This window comes from Streptomyces sp. NPDC030840, assembly GCF_055572015.1.
In genome coordinates this window covers 183,393-199,903 of the sequence record NZ_JBVIEE010000015.1, presented here as the reverse complement: position 1 = coordinate 199,903, position 16,511 = coordinate 183,393, and the positions used below count along the sequence as shown (strand labels likewise).

Genomic DNA, 16,511 nt, shown 5'->3' with positions numbered 1-16,511 from the left:
CCGCCCCGTCACGGGGCGGAGGCCAGCTGCATGGGGCGGTTCAGAAGATGGTCACCTCGCGGCTGTAGAGGACGAACGAGCGGGAGGGGTCGTAGAAACCGCCGGTTTCGTCGGACCGCTCTCGCAGCGCGCGCTCGTACGAGGGGAATTGCGTCAGAGCCTCGTCCTCGGAGTCGTAGTACAGAGCGGTGACTCCCGCGTAGGGGGGCTCGTCCTCGGCGCCGAAATGGCGCAACGCCCTCTCGTCTCCCGGCACCTGGCGGTGCTGGACACATCCGCGCACCGCTTTGGCCGGTGAGTCCTCTTCGGCGAGTACCTGCTCATGGGCGGCCCGCCACCGGCCAACGATGTCGTTCCGGCTCAGTCCCTGTGCTGCGTGGACGAAGTGGAGCACCTTCACGGGAGCCGCGTCCCCGTCGGACGCCGGTGGCGGCACCAGCACCTCGGTGCGCGTCAGCAGGGCCAGGGCACTGGGCAGGTCGTTGAACCGGGCGCCGTCGGGAGCGATGACCTCACGCACGTACGGGTCGGACATCGTGGCGGCCAGTGCCTCCATGTCGTCGAACCGCAGCTCGGTGACGGAGTCCCGGCCGAACTCGGTCAGGTGGGCCGGGTCCCCCTCGGTGCCGAAGGACGCGTCGAACACGTGGTTTTGGACGTAACGCCGGATGCCAAGAGGATTCGCGGCGGACAGGGGCCCGTGCACGTGGTGGAGGTGGTGAAGGAACGCCCGGTGTGTCATGCCCGGCTTGCGGCGGGCGGCGGCGATCAGGGTCAGCATCGTTCTCCATTCAGACATTTGGAGGTTCGTATGGAGCGGAGGTCGGCACCGCCGGCGTGGGGAGGCCTGCGGTACCGACCTGGACGGGCTGGTCAGCCGGCCGTCTGCCGCGTCGGCTCCGGGACTGCCGCCGTCCGAATCCGGGCGGCGAGGCCGAGTGCGGCGGTGGCGGCGGCTCCGGCGAGGGCGAGTACTCCCATCGCGTTCGTCAGGGTGCCGACGGCGGAGGTGAGGGCGAGGGCCACGAGCGGGCAGAGGAACTGGCCGAGGAAGAAGGAGCCCGTCCACAGGCCGGTGCCGCGGCCGCGGTCGGCGTAGTGGAGCTTGGACATGGCGAGGGTGAGCAGGCTCGGCAGCATGATGCCGCCGCCGAGGCAGGTGATGACGGCACCGAGGGTCAGCACGACGGGGTTGGGGGCGAGCCAGACCATCGCGAAGCCGAGGGCGCACAAGCCGAAGACCCCAAGACCTTCATGCCTTCTAGGCCGGCTGCCGCCCGGTCACGCCCACAGCCGCCACCACCGCTCCCACGACGCACAGCACACCGGCGACCAGCACCGACGTATGCACGCCGTTCATGAACGCCTGGTGGCTTCCCTCGACCACGGCGGCCTTCAGCTGGGTCGGCATCTCACCCGAGACCGGCGCGACCCCCATCGCCACTGCGTCCTTCGCCTCACTCAGCCCCCGCGCAGCCTGCGCCGGTACTCCTGCCCCGGTCAGTTCGCCAGTCAGGGTCGAGCCGACCCTGCTGCCGATGAGCGACACCAGCACCGAGGTACCGAGCGCGCCGCCGATCTGAAGCGCGGTCGACTGGAGGCCGCCCGCCACCCCACCGTCCTGCACCGGCGCGTTGCCGACGACGGCGTCGGACGAGGACGCCATCACCATGCCGACACCCAGGCCGAGCGCGATGAACGGCGGCCACATGGCGGTGTACGACGACTCCGTGCTCCATCCCAGCATCGCGAAGCAGGCGACGGCCTGGAGCGCCATGCCGAGCGGCATGGTCAGACGTGGCCCGAACCGCGCTGTGAGCGCCGCGCCCAGCGGGGACGCCACGACCGAGGCGAGGCTCAGCGGCAGGGTGCGCACACCGGCCTCGACGGGGGAGAAGCCGCGCACGTTCTGGAAATAGAGCATGACGAAGAAGATCACACCGAGCAGCACGAAGAAGTTCAGCGCGGTGATGACGGTGCCGATGGTCAGAGCCGGGTTGCGGAACAGACGCATGGGCAGCAAAGGCGCGGCGATCCGGGTCTCGTGGAGACCGAAGAGCAGCAGGATCACCACACCCGCCGCCATCGCGCCCAGCGTGCCACTCGAAATCCAGCCCCACGTCTCGCCCTTGACAACGCCGAACACGACGGCGAGCAGCCCCAGCGCAAGCAGGACGACGCCGACGACGTCGAAGCTCTCGTCGTCGGCGGCGGCGTTCTTGCTCTGCGGCAGGACGGCGGCGCTGAAGACGAGCGCGAGGACTCCGATGGGGGCGTTGATGTAGAAGACGGACTCCCAGTTCACGTGCTGGACGAGCAGTCCGCCGACGATGGGTCCGAGGGCGGTGGAGACCGAGGAGACCATCGCCCAGATACCGACCGCCATGCCGAACTTCCGCGGCGGGAACACGGCCCGCAGCATTCCCAGCGTGTTGGGCATCAACAGGGCTCCGAAGAAGCCCTGCACAGCCCGGAAGGCGATGACGCCCTCGATGGACCCGACCAGCCCGATGGCGACGGACGCGATGGTGAAGCCCGCGACGCCGACCAGATAGAAGGTGCGGCGGCCGAACCGGTCGCCGAGCTTGCCGCCGAGGATCAGCGTGGCGGCGAGGGCCAGCAGATAGGAGTTGGTCACCCACTGGAGATCGGCCGTCGAGGCGTTGAGGTTCCGGCCGATCTCGGGATTGGCGATCGAGACGACCGAGCCGTCGAGACCGACCATGAACAGGCCGAACGCGACGGCGATCAGCGTCAGCCAGGGGTTGGCCCGCGGGCCGCGCGGCCGGTCGGTGGTCGGGGGAGGAGTGGGCAGAGTGGTGGTGGTGATGGAGGGCATACGACAGTGCCTGTCTTCGTCGGAAAAATCCTGGATGTCGGGAGCGACGGCTTGGGGGTGCGTCACTCAGCGCGCGGGGCGGTGCAGCTGCTCGGTGAGCGACTGGAGCGCGCCCAACGCGGCGCCGAGGGCGTCCAGTTCGCCGTCGGTGAGGGAGCGCAGCGCGTGCCCGAGATGGGCCCCCATCAGGTCCGTGACCTCGGCGAGCCGCTGCCGGGCGGTGCGAGTGAGGTGCAGGTGGACGATGCGCTTGTCGGCGGGGTCCTGCCGGCGTTCCAGCAGTCCCTGCTCGGTCATCTGGCTGACCAGCGCGCTGACGTTGTTCGGCTTCATGTGCAGCGCCTCGGCGGCCGTGCGCACGGTGACCCCGTCATGGGCCTCGACCTGGCGCAGCAGCGCGAGCTGGGCCTCGGGGGGCTTGGGGTGCGGGAAGTCCTGCCCGACCTGCCGGTCGAGCGCCCGGTGCAGCGCGGGCAGGCATGCCGCGAGCGCGGCGGCCATGTGGTTGATGTCCTGCGCGGACGCGCTGTGCTGAGGCATGCCTCCCAATATAGGTATGCAGAGATACCTATGTCAAAATACTTAATCGAGGGCCGGGAGTGGGCACCCGTTCGTGCGGCGAATTCGCCGACGGTCGCTCCGGACGCCGTCTCTACGCCAGACCGTCCGGTCTGGCGTAGAGGACGCCGAGGCCGGTGCTGACCCGGTGGAAGGCCCGGTCCGGACCTCGTCCACCCAGGTGCCGGTCACGCAACGGCTGTTGAGTCCTGCCGTCGTCATGCGGACGAGCGGTCACCGCTGCCTACGGCACCCTGCCGCCGCGGGCCCCGACGGTCCGGACAGCAGCCCGTCACCGTTCGCCGGACACGGCCGAACCCGGCACCTCCTCCAGCCCAAGTGCTCCCGGCCCGGGCAGGCGGCTGAGCGCGAGACGCAGGAACGCCTGCGCGGCCGGTGAGGCCGGAGCAGGGTCGCGATGAGCGAGGGCCAGCGGCTGGAGCGCCTGCGGGTCGTCGAGGCGCAGGACGCAGTCGGCGTGGTCGCCCGGGATGATCGCGTCGGCCACCGGTCGGGGCACGAGGGTCACCCCGATGCCCTCCAACGCCAGTGAGGCGAGGTCTCCCGCGCTGCGCAACGCGCAGACACTCCGGCGGCGGGCGCGCGCCCGGCCGAACGCGGCGTCCACCTGCATGCGCAGTCCGGTGTCCGGACTGCATTCGAGGAAGCGCTCGTCGGCCAGTTCGCCCAGATCCACGACACCGGTTCCGCGCAGCCGGTGCCTGCGGCCCACGACGGCCACGAGCGGCGTCAGACGCAGCAGGTGGTACGCGATGCCCTGGGGCAACTGGTGTTCGTGCAGGGCGATCACGGCGACTTCGAGTTCACCGGTCAGCAGCTGCGTGGTGGCTTCCACACCGTCCGCGTCGGAGAGGATCACCTCCACCGCGGGGTATGCCTCCTGATATTCCCGCAGCAGGCCGAGATGGTCGATTTTCCCAGCTGTGAGCGTCAGCGAACCGATGCGCAACCGTCCTCGCACAGGCCCGTCGAGCGAGGCGATCTCGGCCTGCATCTCCTGGACCGCCTGGAGCACCCGCCGCGCGCAGGCGACGAAGGTCTGGCCGGCCTGGGTCACGCGGACGCTGCGGCTCGTCCGCTCGAAAAGCCGGGCGCCGACCTCCCGCTCGAGCTGGGTGATCTGGTGGCTGAGCCCGGACTGCCCGATGCGGCAGCGCGCCGCGGCCCGGGTGAAGTTGAGCTCGTCAGCGATGGCCACCGCGTACTCCATCTGCCGCAGATCCATCGCATTCTCCGATCATTTCGTGCGTGTTTCAGTGTTGGACGCCGAAGACGTCCCGAGGACATGATGGTCAGCGCCAGCCGATCGGCTGGGTATCTCCAAGATTCCACTGCGCCTCTTCTCGCAACAGCGCGCTGCCAGCCAAACGGAATCAATCACATTCTTCGCTTGATCCGACCTTGCCACAGAGGAGAGAGCCATGGCCACTGCAACGACGCAGTCCGACGGGACACCCGGGCAGCACCCCGTGGGCACCCAGCCGCCCCCGGAAACCATGCAGTTCCCGGACACACCGAAGTTCCGGGGGTTCTTCGCCCCGTCGCGGATCGAGGCGGACGTATACGACCTGGAGGTCGAGGGTCGTATACCTCCCGAGCTGAACGGTGCCTTCTACCGTGCCGCCGCGGACACCCAGTACCCGCCGCGGTTCCCGAACGACGTGTACATCAACGGCGACGGCATGATCCACATGGTGCGGTTCGACAACGGCCACGCGGATCTGAAGACGCGCTACGTCCGCACCCAGCGCTTCGAGCTCGAACGCGCCGCCCGCCAGGCCCTGTTCGGCGCCTACCGCAACCCCTGCACCGACGACCCGTCCGTCGCCGGCATCGACGACGGCAACGCCAACACCTCGATCATCTGGCACGCGGGCAAGCTGCTCGCGCTCAAGGAGGCGGCGCTCCCGTACGAGTTGGATCCGGCGACGTTGGAGACCAAGGGTGTCTACGACTTCTCCGGCCAGATCCCGGGCCGTACCTTCACCGCGCACCCCAAGCACGACCCGCGCACCGGTGAGCTGATCGCCTTCGCGTACAACGCGAGCGGTCTGCCGGACAAGCAGATCCACCTCTACGAGATCTCCGCGGACGGCAAGGTCACCCGTTCCCAGACCTTCGAGGTGCCGTACTCGTCGATGGTGCACGACTGGCTGGTCACCCGGGACCACTTCGTCTTCACGATTTCGCCCATGGTCGCCGACCCGGAGCAGATGAAGACGGAGGAGCAGTACTTCGTCTGGGACCCGAACCAGGGGACCTACGTCGCGATCATCCCGCGCGACCAGGGGGTGAGCGGCATCAAGTGGTTCCGCAGTGAGCAGCTCATGGAGACCCACACCCTGAACGCCTGGACGGACGGCGACACCCTGGTCGGCGACCACTTCGTCACCAAGTCCGGCTGGTTCTCCCAGTTCCCGAAGACGACCGTCGGCCTGCTGCCCGAACTGCCGCCGATCCTGCACCGCTGGACGTTCGACCTCACCAAGGGCGCCGCCCACTGGGACGACGCCACCGACACCTACCGCAGCGAGCAGCTCCTCGCCTTGCCCGGTGACATGCCCCGGGTCGACCCCCGTGTGCTGATGGAGAAGAACCGGCACTCCTGGGTCGGCGGCATGCACCCCGATCTGCCCATGCCCGAGTTCGGTCCCATGGGCCCGCCCTTCAACTCCATCATCCACCGCGACGAAAGCACCGGTGCGACGGCCATCTGGGCCGGCGGCGAGCACGCCGCGCCCGAGGAGCCGGTGTTCGTTCCCAAGTCCGCGGACGCCGACGAGGGCGAGGGCTATCTGCTGGCGCTGGTCGGCCGGCGCGACCAGATGCGGCACGACCTGGTCGTTCTGGACGCCCTAGACATCGCCGCCGGCCCGATCGCCACCGTGAAGATCCCCTTCCGGCTCCGGTACGGCTTCCACGGCACCTGGGTGCCCGGCAGCGAACTGGGAAAGTGAGCACACCCATGCGACTCACCAGGTGCGGCCACGCCTGCGTCCGGCTGGAGCAGGACGGCGTCGTCATCGTCATCGACCCCGGCAGTTACTCCGACCCGCACGCGCTCGACGGTGCCCACGCCGTGCTCGTGACCCACGAGCACGTGGACCACTTCGCCGAGCCCGTCCTGCGTGCGGCGGCCGAAGCCGACCCCGGCCTGCGGATCTGGGCCAACCGATCCGTGGCGGACCAGCTCGCCGGGCTCGGCGGCGGCCGGGTCACCGTGGTCGGCGACGGGGACGCCTTCGACATCGAGGGCGTCGGCGTCGAGGTGCATGGAGAACTGCATGCCGTGGTCCATCCGGACCTGCCGCGGGTCACCAACGTCGGCTTCCTCGTGGGAGAGACCGACACAGCCACCGTCTTCCACCCGGGCGACGCGTTCACCGTGCCCGCGCGCCCGGTGGACACCCTCCTGCTGCCCGTCCACGGCCCGTGGTCCAAGACGGGCGAAGTCATCGACTACGCCCGCGAGATCAAAGCCCGCAGCGCTCTGTCGATTCACGACGGCGGTCTCAGCGAGAGCGGGAACGCGCTGGCGGACCACATGCTGGAAATGTGCCTGAAGGACGTCGGGACCGACTACCAGCGGGTGGCGGCCGGGTCCGGAATCGAGCTCACGTGATGGCCTCGTCGACACGGACACAGCGGCCGCCCGTCGGGTGGCTGGGATTTGAGGGGCGTGGCGCGCTCGTCATCGGGGCCGGAGGACTGGGCACCGCCTGCGTCCGGGGCCTGGCGGAAGCGGGAGCACGGCTGACGGTCGTCGACGCGGACGAGGCCCGCCTCAAGGCCCTGCGCGACGATCCGGCTTGCGCGGCCGCCGTCGTACGGACCCTCACCGCGGACCTGACGTCGTCCGAGGCGTGCGAGCGGGCGGTCGCCACGGCGGCCCGCGAGCTCGGTGGCCTGGATGTGCTGGTGCACGCCGTGGGCACGAACGACCGCCGTCCCGTGGTGGACACACCCGACGAGGTGTGGGACCACATCATCACCCTGAACCTGTCGACCGCGTTCTGGACCGGACGCGCCGCGGGCCGGCTGATGCGCGAGGCCGGTCACGGCAGCATGGTGTTCTTCTCCTCCGTCTCCTCCCTGCTCGCCCACCGTCACCACGGCCCGTACGCCGCCTCGAAGGGCGGCCTGGACCAGCTGGTGAAGGTGATGGCCCGCGAGTGGGCCACCGACGGTGTCACCGTCAACGCCGTCGCCCCGGGCTACTCGGAGACCGAGCTGACCCGCAAGTACCTGGCCAAGCCCGGCATGCGTGAGGAGCTGACCGCTCTGGTCCCCGCCGGGCGCCTGGGACAGCCGGAGGACGTGGTCGGAGCCGTGCTGTTCCTCGCCTCCGCCCGCGCCTCGTACGTCACCGGTCAGGTGCTCTACGTGGACGGCGGCCGCACGCTCGTGTGAGCCCCCCGACGCCTTCGGACTTCCCTGGACGTCCCTGGACCTGTCTCGAAGGGAGTGCGGATGACCGCACGCCTTGCCGGACTGCTGCCCGGCGAGCTGGACGAGCAGCAGAGCGAGGTCTACCGGGCCATCACCGCAGGCCCCCGGGCCACCGGGCCACAGGCGTTCCCCCTCGTCGACGAGGAGGGCCGGCTGCGCGGCCCGTTCAACGCCATGCTGCTCAGCCCGCCCGTCGGGCTGGCAGTCCAGGCGGTCGGGGCGGCGGTGCGCTACGAGTCGGTCCTGACCGACCGTGTGCGCGAGATGGCCGTCCTGGTCGTCGCCGCCCACTGGGGGAGTGCCTTCGAGCGGGCGGCCCACGAGGCAGTCGGCCGGACGCACGGCCTCACCGAACCCGAGCTGGACGCCCTGCGCGCCGGCGGACTGCCGGACCTGCCGGACCCGGCCGAGCGGGCGGCGCTGCTCGCGACCGCCGCGCTGACCCGAACCGGGGCGCTGAGCGACGGCGAGTACGCCGAGACGGTGGCCGCGTGGGGAGAGCGAGGCCTGTTCGAACTCACTGCCCTGGTGGGCTACTACGCGCTGCTGGCCCTTCAGTTGCGGGTCTTCGCGGGCGAAGGCCCGGTGGATCAGGCGGCTCAGGCGGAGCACCGCGACACACCACACACCGAAAGCGGGACACCATGAAACTGATCACCTTCGACGACGGTCGCGTCGGGCGGCTGGAGCTGGAGGAGCGGCTCGTCATTCCCCTGGAAGTGGGCTCGACGCGCGAGTACTTCGAGCGTGACGGCAGGGCCGCGGAGAGCGGGGAACGCCTCGCCCTGGACGACGTGACGCTGCGTGCGCCGATCGTGCCGAAGAAGTTCTTCCACACCTCCGGCAACTTCCGCGAGCACGAGGACGAGTCGAAGAACGTCGACTGGTCGCACCCCATGCACAAGGGCATCGTCTTCTTCCAGAACGTCGACGCGATCGTCGGCCCCGACGAGCCGGTGATCCACCCCGAGCACCTGACGAGCGAACTCGACTACGAGCTGGAGATCGCCGTCGTCATCGGCAAACCCGGCAAGTTCTTCGGCGTGGACGACGCGCCCGACCACATCGCCGGGTACGTCGTCTTCAACGACATCACCGCCCGCGACATCCAGCGCCGCGAGATGGAGTCCGGCGTCTTCTCCTTCTGCAAGGCCATCGACACCTTCTGCCCCGTAGGCCCGTACATCGTCACCGCCGACGAGATTCCGGACGCGCACAACCTCGACATGGAGCTGCGGGTCAACGGCGTGGTCCGGCAGAAGTCGAACACCAACCGCATGTCCGTCTCCATCCCGCACCTGGTCGCCTACCACTCCCCGCAGGGCTACAGCGCGGGCGACCTGATCACCACCGGCACCGTGCAGGGCGTCGCGGGCTTCAGCGGCAACCCGGACATGTACCTCAAGCCGGGTGACGTCGTCGAGGCGGAGGTCGAACGGCTCGGCGTCCTGCGCAACCCCATCGTCAGCTGGGAGCAGGGCCACGGCACGGCGGTACCGAAGAAGGTGGACTGGTGAGACTCGGCGTCATCGACGGCCGGGCCGTCGTGGTCCGCGGTGACCGGGCCGCGGATGTCGGCTGGGCCTCGCAGGGGCGGCTGTCGACCGACCCGATGGCCCTGCTGGAGCAGTGGCAGTCCTTCCGCGACTGGGCCGCCGGTCTGGCTGACGAGGCGTACGACATCGAGGTGGTCCCGGCGGCTCTCCAGACTCCGGTGCCCCGACCCCGGCAGGTCTTCGCCCTCGCCCTCAACTATCCCCCGCACGCCGCCGAGGCCGGATTCACCCCGCCCGAAGAACCGCTGGTGTTCACCAAGTTCCCGAGCTGCATCACGGGCCCGCAGACCACGGTCGAGCTTCCTGCCGGCAAGGTGGACTGGGAGGTCGAGCTGGTCGCGGTGATCGGCGTGTCCGCCCACCGCGTGCCCGTACACCGTGCCTGGGAAACGGTCGCCGGGCTCACCATCGGACAGGACCTGTCCGAGCGTGTCGCCCAACTCCGGGGAAATCCCGCACAGTTCAGCCTCGGAAAGTCCTTTCCCGGCTTCGGGCCGACCGGTCCGGTCCTCGTCACACCGGACGAGTTCCACGACCCCGACGATCTGGAGATCACCGGGCTGCTCAACAGCGAGATCGTCCAGCACGACCGCACCAAGTCCATGATCTTCCCGGTGCCGGAGCTCGTCGCCCGTCTGTCGGCCGTGGTGCCGCTGTTTCCGGGCGACCTGATCTTCACCGGCACCCCGGCCGGGGTCGGCAACCGGATGGATCCACCCCGATACCTCACCGAGGGCGACGAACTCGTCAGCCGCATCGAGGGAATCGGCGAGATCCGCCAGCGCTTCACGGCCGTACACCCCTGAAGGGACGTCCCATGACAGAGCAGAGCATTCCCCGCCGCTTCGAAGGCCGTACCGTCCTGGTCACCGGTGCCGGCACCGGCTACGGCGCCGAGATCGCCGTACGTGCCGCCCAGGAGGGCGCCCGGGTCGCCGTCCACTACCGCAGCTCCGCCGCCGGAGCCGACAAGACGGTCGCCAGGATCAAGGAGGTCGGCGGCGAGGCGTTCACGGTGCAGGCCGACATCGCCGTCCACGCCGATGTCATCCGCATGGCCGAGGAGGTGTTCGACCGTTTCGGCAGCCTGGACGTGCTGGTGAACAACGTCGGTGACACGGCGGGCGACCAGATGTCCTGGCGGGAGCTCACCGAGGAGTCCATCGACCACATCCTCGCGGTGGACGTCAAGGGAACGATGCTGTGCGTCCACGAGTTCGGCTCCCGCATGCTGGAGCAGGGCCACGGCGCGATCGTCAACATCGGCTCCACCGTGATCGTGCGCGGCAGCGCCCGCGCTCCGCAGTACGCGGCCGCGAAGTACGGCCTCCTCGGCATCACCAAGTCCTACGCCCAGGCGTTCGCCCCCGCCGTGCGGGTCAACACCTTCGCCCCCGGTTTCATGGAGACCGAGATGCTCCTCAGCCGTGCGGACTGGAAGTCCGGCCGCCGCGCGGACATGATCGCCAAGACTCCGATGGGCCGCATTCCGGGCCCCGCCGAACTCGCGGGCACCGCCCTCTTCCTCGCCACCGACGACGCCGCCCACATGACCGGCGTCTACCTCAACGCCGACGGCGGCTTCAACATGATCGGCGCCTGATCTCAGGACGCGCGCCGGCCCGGGCACACAAGGAGACGACCTCGTGCCACTTGACCGTAACCTTCTGATCGGCGGCAAGGAGACCCCGGCCGTTTCAGGACGGACCACCGCCGACTTCAGTCCTTGGACCGGCGAGCCGTACGCGAGGGTCGCCGCGGCCGGCCCCGAGGACGTACGAGCCGCGGTGGACGCGGCGGATGCCGCCTTCGCCGAGTGGGCGGCGCTGGCGCCCGTCGCCCGGCGACACATCTTCCTGCGCGCGGCGGACCTCCTGGAGGAGCGCGGCGAGCAGGTCGTGGAGTTGATGGCGCGCGAGGTGGGCGGGACCCGGGGATGGGCGTTGTTCAACGTCGGGGTGGCCGCCAGTATGCTGCGCGAGGCCGCCGCGGCGATCACCGCACCGCGCGGGGACGTGCTCACCACCCAGGAGCCGGGCGGGCTGAGCCTCGCCGTGCGCGAACCCCTCGGTGTCGTGGCGGCGTTCGCGCCGTGGAACGCCCCGGTCATCCTCGGCACCCGGGCGGTCGCCGCCGCGCTCGCGGCGGGCAACACCGTCGTGGTCAAGGCGAGCGAGGACGCCCCGATCGCGTGCGGCCTGTTCGTCGCCGACGTGCTGCGCGACGCGGGACTGCCCGACGGCGTCCTCAACGTCATCACCAACGACAAGGCGGACGCCGCGGACATCGCGCGGACACTGATCGCGGATCCGCGGGTCCGTGCCGTCAACTTCACCGGCTCGACCGGCGTCGGGCGGATCATCGGTGCCCTCGCCGCCGAGCACCTCAAGCCGGCCGTGCTCGAACTCGGTGGCAAGAACTCCGTGATCGTGCTGGAGGACGCCGACCTCGACCACGCCGTGAACGCCGCCGCGTTCGCCGCGTTCATGAACTCCGGCCAGATCTGCATGTGCGCCGACCGCATCCTGGTGCACACCTCACTCGTCGGCGAGTTCACCCGGCGGTTCACCGTGAAGGTCGCCGATCTGCCGAGCGGCGATCCGGGCCTGCCCGGCACCGTCATCGGCCCGTTGGTCGACGAAACCGCCGCGCGGCGGGTCGCCGCCCTGGTCACGGACGCGGTCGGCAAGGGCGCGCGCGTCCTGACCGGCGGCGGCAGGCCGCACGGGGCCCTGTATCCGGCGACCGTGCTGACCGACCTGCCCGAGAATGCGGAGCTGCACCACGCCGAGGCCTTCGGACCCGTCGTCGCCGTCAGGGCCTTCGCGGACGACGACGAGGCGGTGGCCCTGGCCAACGACACCGAGCACGGCCTCAGTTGCGGCATCCTCACCGAGAACGGCACCCACGGCCTGAAGCTGGCACGCCGCATCCGCACCGGCATCGCGCACGTGAACGACCAGTCGGTGGGGGACGAACCGCAGGCACCCTTCGGCGGGTTCGCGGCGTCCGGTTACGGCCGCTTCGGCGGACGCTGGGGCATCGAGTCCTTCTCGAACACCCGCTGGGTCACCCTCTCCACGGAGCACTCCCACTACCCCTTCTGATCCTGCCGCGTACGGCGCCTGCCCGGAGCCGTCATCACCACAACCAGGGAGTCCCCATGGCAACGTTCCGCTTCGACACCCGAGTCGCACAGGACCCCGACCGCGTCTGGGCCGTCCTCACCGACGTGAGCAAGATTCCGCAGTGGTTCCCGGCCGTACAGGAGGCACACTTCGACGGCACGCACCGCCACCTGACCACGGCCGAGGGCACGATGAAGTCCCTCGTGGTGACGAAGGACGACGCGCTGCGCCGCTTCCAGTACCGGTTTGTCGAGGGCATGCCCCAGTCCATCGACTTCCACCTGGGCACCATCGACGTGCTTCCCGACGGGGACGGCTCACGCGTGGTCTACAGCCAGGAGATCCTTCCCGAGGCCCTGGCACCCATCGTCGAGGGAGCCGTGAGCGAGGGGATCGCGGGCATCGCCCGGTACTTCGCCGCGCACCCCTGACCCGGCAGGGGCGCACGAGGTGCGAGCCGGGCCGGCGGTGACACAGCGGGACACTCCGGGGCGGGCCGGGTCAGGTGGCCTGGCCCGCTTCCTTGTACCAGGCGGGCCTCTCCGAGTCACGGGACCTGACGGTCAGTCCGCCGGGTTCGGCCACCACGATCAGGCCGATCGCGGCGTAGGCCGCAGATCGTCGGCTTCGGCACCTCGCAGACCTCGGCGAGCAGCGCACCTCCGATGATCACCCAGCAGACGGCCGCGGCAGCCCACACCCCGGTGAGGTTACTGTGCCCGGAGCCGGGCTCGCGCAGGACGGCGACCACCGGGGTGCGCCTCACCACACTCGCGAGAAGTGCCGCCGACCGGCGTGCCGCGCCGTCTCGCCGACGGCCGCGAACCGCATCGCCTTCACGGACGTCCGCAGCGTCCAGGGTGAGCTGCTCCCTTCGCTGAAGGCGCTGCTGAACAGGGTGGATCACGCCTTGGCAGGCCCCCTCCCGCTGCGGAACGTCCTCGGGGGCCACACCCACGCGCCGTCATTCCCCGGCGGGACGCGATCGGCGCCGACGTCGTCGGCCGCTCGGCCACCTTCCGGCCGAGCTCGTCGCTCACCGCGCAGGAGTGGCCGGTGAGGCAAGGTCGGGCAGGGGGCGTCGGGCGACCTCGTGGGCTTCGGCCGGTGTGACGCCCAGCATGCGCAGGACCATCTCGGCGAGGTTCGCCGCGGCCTCGTCGCCGTCCAGGTCGGGGCGGGCGAATCTCAGTTCCACCAGGGACAGCAGCGTTCCGCCCAGTGCGGACAGGGCGACCGCCGGGTCGACGGGGGTGAATCGGCCGGAGGCGAGGCCTGCCTCGAGGTCGCGCAGTGCCCGCCGGGCCAGGCCGTTGTCCGAGTGGATATGGCCCATGCCGCGGCGGCGCAGGACCTGCATCAACTCCGGGTGGGACTCGGCCATGCGGGCGCTGAGCCGGAAGCCCGCCGCGACGAGTTCCGCGGGGTCGTCGATCCCGGTCAGGCGCTCGTCGAAGGCCTGGCCGAACTCCTCCAAGGCGTCCACCACCGCTGCCTCGAACAGCTCCGTCTTGGACTCGAAGTGGTTGTAGAAGGAGCCGAAGCCGACGTCGGCGCGTTCGGCGATCGCCTGGATGCTGGCGCTGGTGTCCCCGGTTTCGGCGAGTATCCGCCGGGCGGCGCGAATGAGCGCGCGACGGGTCTCGGCGCGGCGCCGCTCGAACCGGTTGCTGGGCGGGGCTGACGTAGGCATGCACAGAGTCTAACCGCGGGGACGATGACGACAGCAGCTCTGATGAAATCATCATTTCTTGCCGGTAAGGTCTTGACGACAAGACTGTCAAACTTGATGATTCCATCATTACGGCAATGCTGCTCGGAGGGCACCATGTCTGAACCCCGCGTCCACGGCACCGATGTCAAGACGGCCCACCAGGACCTGCACAGCGGCCAGGGCGCCCTGCGCGGCGAGCACCCCGGCCGCTCCCGCGATCCCGTCATCAAGGTGGCGGACCTCGCCTGGCTGGAGTTCGAGAAGCCCGACCTGGACCGGGCGGAGGTCTTCGCCCGTGACTTCGGGTTCGGTGTCGCCGCCCGCACGGAGAGTGAGCTGTGGCTGCGCGGCACCTTCGCGGGCTCACCGTGCATGGTGATCCGCAGGGGGCGCACGTCCCGGTTCGTCGGCCCGGCGTTCCGCGCGGCGGAGCGGGCCGACCTGGACCGGCTGGCGCGGGCCACCGGCTCCGACGTGCGGGACGCGGACGTGCCCGGTGGTGGCAAGGTGGTCGGTCTGCTCGACCCGTCCGGCTTCCCGGTACGGGTCGTGCACTGCGGCGAGCAGCTTCCTGCGCTGCCCGAGCAGCAGCCGCTGCTGCTCAACTTCGGCACTGCTCACCGTCGTACGAACGCCACGCAGCGCCCGCCGCGCGAGCCGTCCCGGATCCAGCGGCTGGGACATCTGGTGCTGGAGACGCGGGTGTTCGCGCGGGCGCTGGACTGGTATCTGGACACCCTCGGCATGATCGTGTCCGACTTCCTGTTCCTGGACGGGCAGCGCGAGCGCGGCCCGGTCATGGCGTTCATCCGCTGCGACCTCGGCAGCGTGCCGGCCGACCACCACACCCTGGCCATGCACCTGGGGCCGGGCACGGGGTACGTCCACTCCGCGTACCAGGTCACCGACCTGGACTCGATCGCGGCCGGCGGCGAATACCTCAAGGAGCGCGGCTACCAGCGCAGTTGGGGCATCGGACGGCACATCCAGGGCAGCCAGCTCTTCGACTACTGGCGCGATCCCGACCACTTCATGCTGGAGCACTTCGCCGACGGCGACCTGTTCTCCTGCGACGTCGAGCCCGGCTGGGCGGCCTTCTCGACCAGCGGGCTGGCCCAGTGGGGTCCGCCGGCCACGCGTGACTTCCTCGGTGCGAGCCCCTCCCCGGAGCGGGTCCGCCACGTCATCGAGGCCCTGCGCGGTGACAACGAGATGGACATGGCGCGTCTGCTGGGTCTGCTCAAGGCCGCCAAGTCCTGAACCCTCAACTCCCTCACGAAGGTACTGACATGAGCACCAACGTCCTGCGCACCGCCGACAGGTGGTGGGCGGTCCGTGGTGACCGGGCCGTCCCGGTCGACACGAAGGCCGTCACCACCGCCGAACTGATCGCCGACCGGGCCGCCGTACGAGAGGCCGCTCTCTCCGGCGAGCCGGGCACGCCCGTAGCCGACCTGGCCGCCCTCTCGCCGGTCACCACCCCCTGCCGGGTGGTCGCACAGATGGTCAACTACCGTAGTCACGCCCGCGATTCGGGCTTCACCGGCGACATCCCGCCCACCTTCTTCCGCAAGGCCTCCGGCTCGGTCAGCGGCCCGGCCGAGGCCGTCGTCCGGCCCTCGCACGTGAGGTTCCTCGACTACGAGATCGAACTCGGGCTCGTCATGGGGGTGCCACTGCCCATCGGCACCGTCGTCGAGGAGCGGGACCTGCCGTCGTACGTCGCCGGGCTCGTCATCACCAACGACGTCAGCGCGCGGGACGTCCAGCTGACCAAGACGCAGTTCTACGAGAGCAAGTCGTACCCGACCTTCACACCGACCGGGCCGTACCTCACCCTGCTGGACCCGACGGACTTCGCCCACCTCCTCGACCTGCGGCTGAAGCTGTCCGTCAACGGCGAACTGCGCCAGGACCGCACCCTCGCCGACATGATCGTCCGCCCCGCGCAGGCTCTCACCCTGCTGGCCCGCTTCCAGACCCTCGACGCCGGCGACCTGCTGCTCACTGGCACCCCCGGCGGTACGGCGCTGAAGGCCCCGCCGAAGCCGGTGGAGAAGATCGGCGCGCTGCTGCCGCCCGCGGTGAAGTGGAAGGCGTTCTTCAAGAACCAGGCGAAGAACCCGCGCTACCTCCAAGCGGGTGACGTGATCACGGCGACGATCGCGACCCCGGACGGCCGGATCGACCTCGGTGAGCAGCGCACGCCCGTCAGGGACGCGCGGTAGGGCCCGGGTGAGCCGCAC

General features: G+C 70.0%; 16 protein-coding genes and 1 pseudogene. 11 read left to right on the top strand and 6 right to left on the bottom strand.

The features are described from left to right. Positions 1-40 precede the first annotated feature (40 nt). From ACZ49J_RS29265 to ACZ49J_RS29245, 5 genes and pseudogenes are all read right to left on the bottom strand, one after another. Complete coding sequence (locus ACZ49J_RS29265; protein WP_467452979.1) at positions 41-799, bottom strand: EthD domain-containing protein; 759 nt, start codon at positions 797-799, stop codon at positions 41-43. Positions 800-873: 74 nt separating this feature from the next. Further along, positions 874-1,239, bottom strand: a pseudogene (locus tag ACZ49J_RS29260) (MFS transporter); the annotation flags it as partial. A gap of 22 nt (positions 1,240-1,261) precedes the next feature. Beyond that, complete coding sequence (locus tag ACZ49J_RS29255; protein WP_467452978.1) at positions 1,262-2,839, bottom strand: MFS transporter; 1,578 nt, start codon at positions 2,837-2,839, stop codon at positions 1,262-1,264. Between the two features lie 66 nt (positions 2,840-2,905). Continuing rightward, entirely contained in the window at positions 2,906-3,379 is a 474-nt protein-coding gene (locus ACZ49J_RS29250) for a MarR family winged helix-turn-helix transcriptional regulator (RefSeq protein WP_467452976.1), read from the bottom strand. Positions 3,380-3,689: 310 nt separating this feature from the next. Continuing rightward, a complete protein-coding gene (locus tag ACZ49J_RS29245; RefSeq protein WP_467452975.1) occupies positions 3,690-4,643 on the bottom strand; it encodes a LysR family transcriptional regulator in 954 nt (317 codons plus the stop codon). Between the two features lie 196 nt (positions 4,644-4,839). Here ACZ49J_RS29245 and ACZ49J_RS29240 point away from each other — a divergent pair, with 196 nt between their 5' ends. From ACZ49J_RS29240 to ACZ49J_RS29200, 9 genes are read left to right on the top strand one after another with little or no spacing between them, the layout of a single operon-like run. Beyond that, positions 4,840-6,375: a carotenoid oxygenase family protein gene (locus ACZ49J_RS29240; RefSeq protein WP_467452973.1), complete on the top strand. Its 1,536-nt coding sequence runs from the start codon at positions 4,840-4,842 to the stop codon at positions 6,373-6,375. Between the two features lie 8 nt (positions 6,376-6,383). Next, complete coding sequence (locus tag ACZ49J_RS29235; RefSeq protein ID WP_467452972.1) at positions 6,384-7,040, top strand: MBL fold metallo-hydrolase; 657 nt, start codon at positions 6,384-6,386, stop codon at positions 7,038-7,040. After that, positions 7,040-7,828, top strand: coding sequence for an SDR family NAD(P)-dependent oxidoreductase (locus tag ACZ49J_RS29230; RefSeq protein WP_467452970.1), 789 nt, complete (start codon positions 7,040-7,042; stop codon positions 7,826-7,828). Before ACZ49J_RS29235 ends, ACZ49J_RS29230 begins: the two co-directional genes overlap by 1 nt. Before the next feature lie 60 nt (positions 7,829-7,888). Then, on the top strand, positions 7,889-8,515 hold the full coding sequence (locus tag ACZ49J_RS29225; RefSeq protein WP_467452969.1) for a carboxymuconolactone decarboxylase family protein: 627 nt from the start codon (positions 7,889-7,891) through the stop codon (positions 8,513-8,515). Next, positions 8,512-9,384 (top strand): fumarylacetoacetate hydrolase family protein, encoded by an 873-nt coding sequence (locus tag ACZ49J_RS29220; protein WP_467452967.1) that lies wholly within the window; start codon positions 8,512-8,514, stop codon positions 9,382-9,384. The genes ACZ49J_RS29225 and ACZ49J_RS29220 overlap by 4 nt, the downstream gene beginning before the upstream one ends. After that, on the top strand, positions 9,381-10,229 hold the full coding sequence (locus ACZ49J_RS29215) for a fumarylacetoacetate hydrolase family protein (protein WP_467452966.1): 849 nt from the start codon (positions 9,381-9,383) through the stop codon (positions 10,227-10,229). The genes ACZ49J_RS29220 and ACZ49J_RS29215 overlap by 4 nt, the downstream gene beginning before the upstream one ends. A gap of 11 nt (positions 10,230-10,240) precedes the next feature. Continuing rightward, a complete protein-coding gene (locus ACZ49J_RS29210; RefSeq protein WP_467452965.1) occupies positions 10,241-11,026 on the top strand; it encodes an SDR family NAD(P)-dependent oxidoreductase in 786 nt (261 codons plus the stop codon). Positions 11,027-11,069: 43 nt separating this feature from the next. Continuing rightward, positions 11,070-12,530 (top strand): aldehyde dehydrogenase family protein, encoded by a 1,461-nt coding sequence (locus ACZ49J_RS29205; RefSeq protein WP_467452964.1) that lies wholly within the window; start codon positions 11,070-11,072, stop codon positions 12,528-12,530. Between the two features lie 56 nt (positions 12,531-12,586). Beyond that, a complete protein-coding gene (locus ACZ49J_RS29200) occupies positions 12,587-12,982 on the top strand; it encodes an SRPBCC family protein (RefSeq protein ID WP_467452963.1) in 396 nt (131 codons plus the stop codon). Between the two features lie 605 nt (positions 12,983-13,587). On the opposite strand, the gene ACZ49J_RS29195 is transcribed toward ACZ49J_RS29200, so the two are convergent. After that, positions 13,588-14,244 carry a TetR/AcrR family transcriptional regulator gene (locus ACZ49J_RS29195; protein ID WP_467452962.1) on the bottom strand — a complete coding sequence of 219 codons (657 nt, stop codon included), beginning with the start codon at positions 14,242-14,244 and terminating at the stop codon, positions 13,588-13,590. A gap of 135 nt (positions 14,245-14,379) precedes the next feature. On the opposite strand from ACZ49J_RS29195, the gene ACZ49J_RS29190 reads away from it, so the two are divergent. Next, positions 14,380-15,525 (top strand): VOC family protein, encoded by a 1,146-nt coding sequence (locus ACZ49J_RS29190; RefSeq protein ID WP_467452960.1) that lies wholly within the window; start codon positions 14,380-14,382, stop codon positions 15,523-15,525. A 29-nt stretch (positions 15,526-15,554) separates the two neighbouring features. After that, positions 15,555-16,493 (top strand): fumarylacetoacetate hydrolase family protein, encoded by a 939-nt coding sequence (locus ACZ49J_RS29185; RefSeq protein ID WP_467452959.1) that lies wholly within the window; start codon positions 15,555-15,557, stop codon positions 16,491-16,493. Positions 16,494-16,511: the final 18 nt, after the last annotated feature.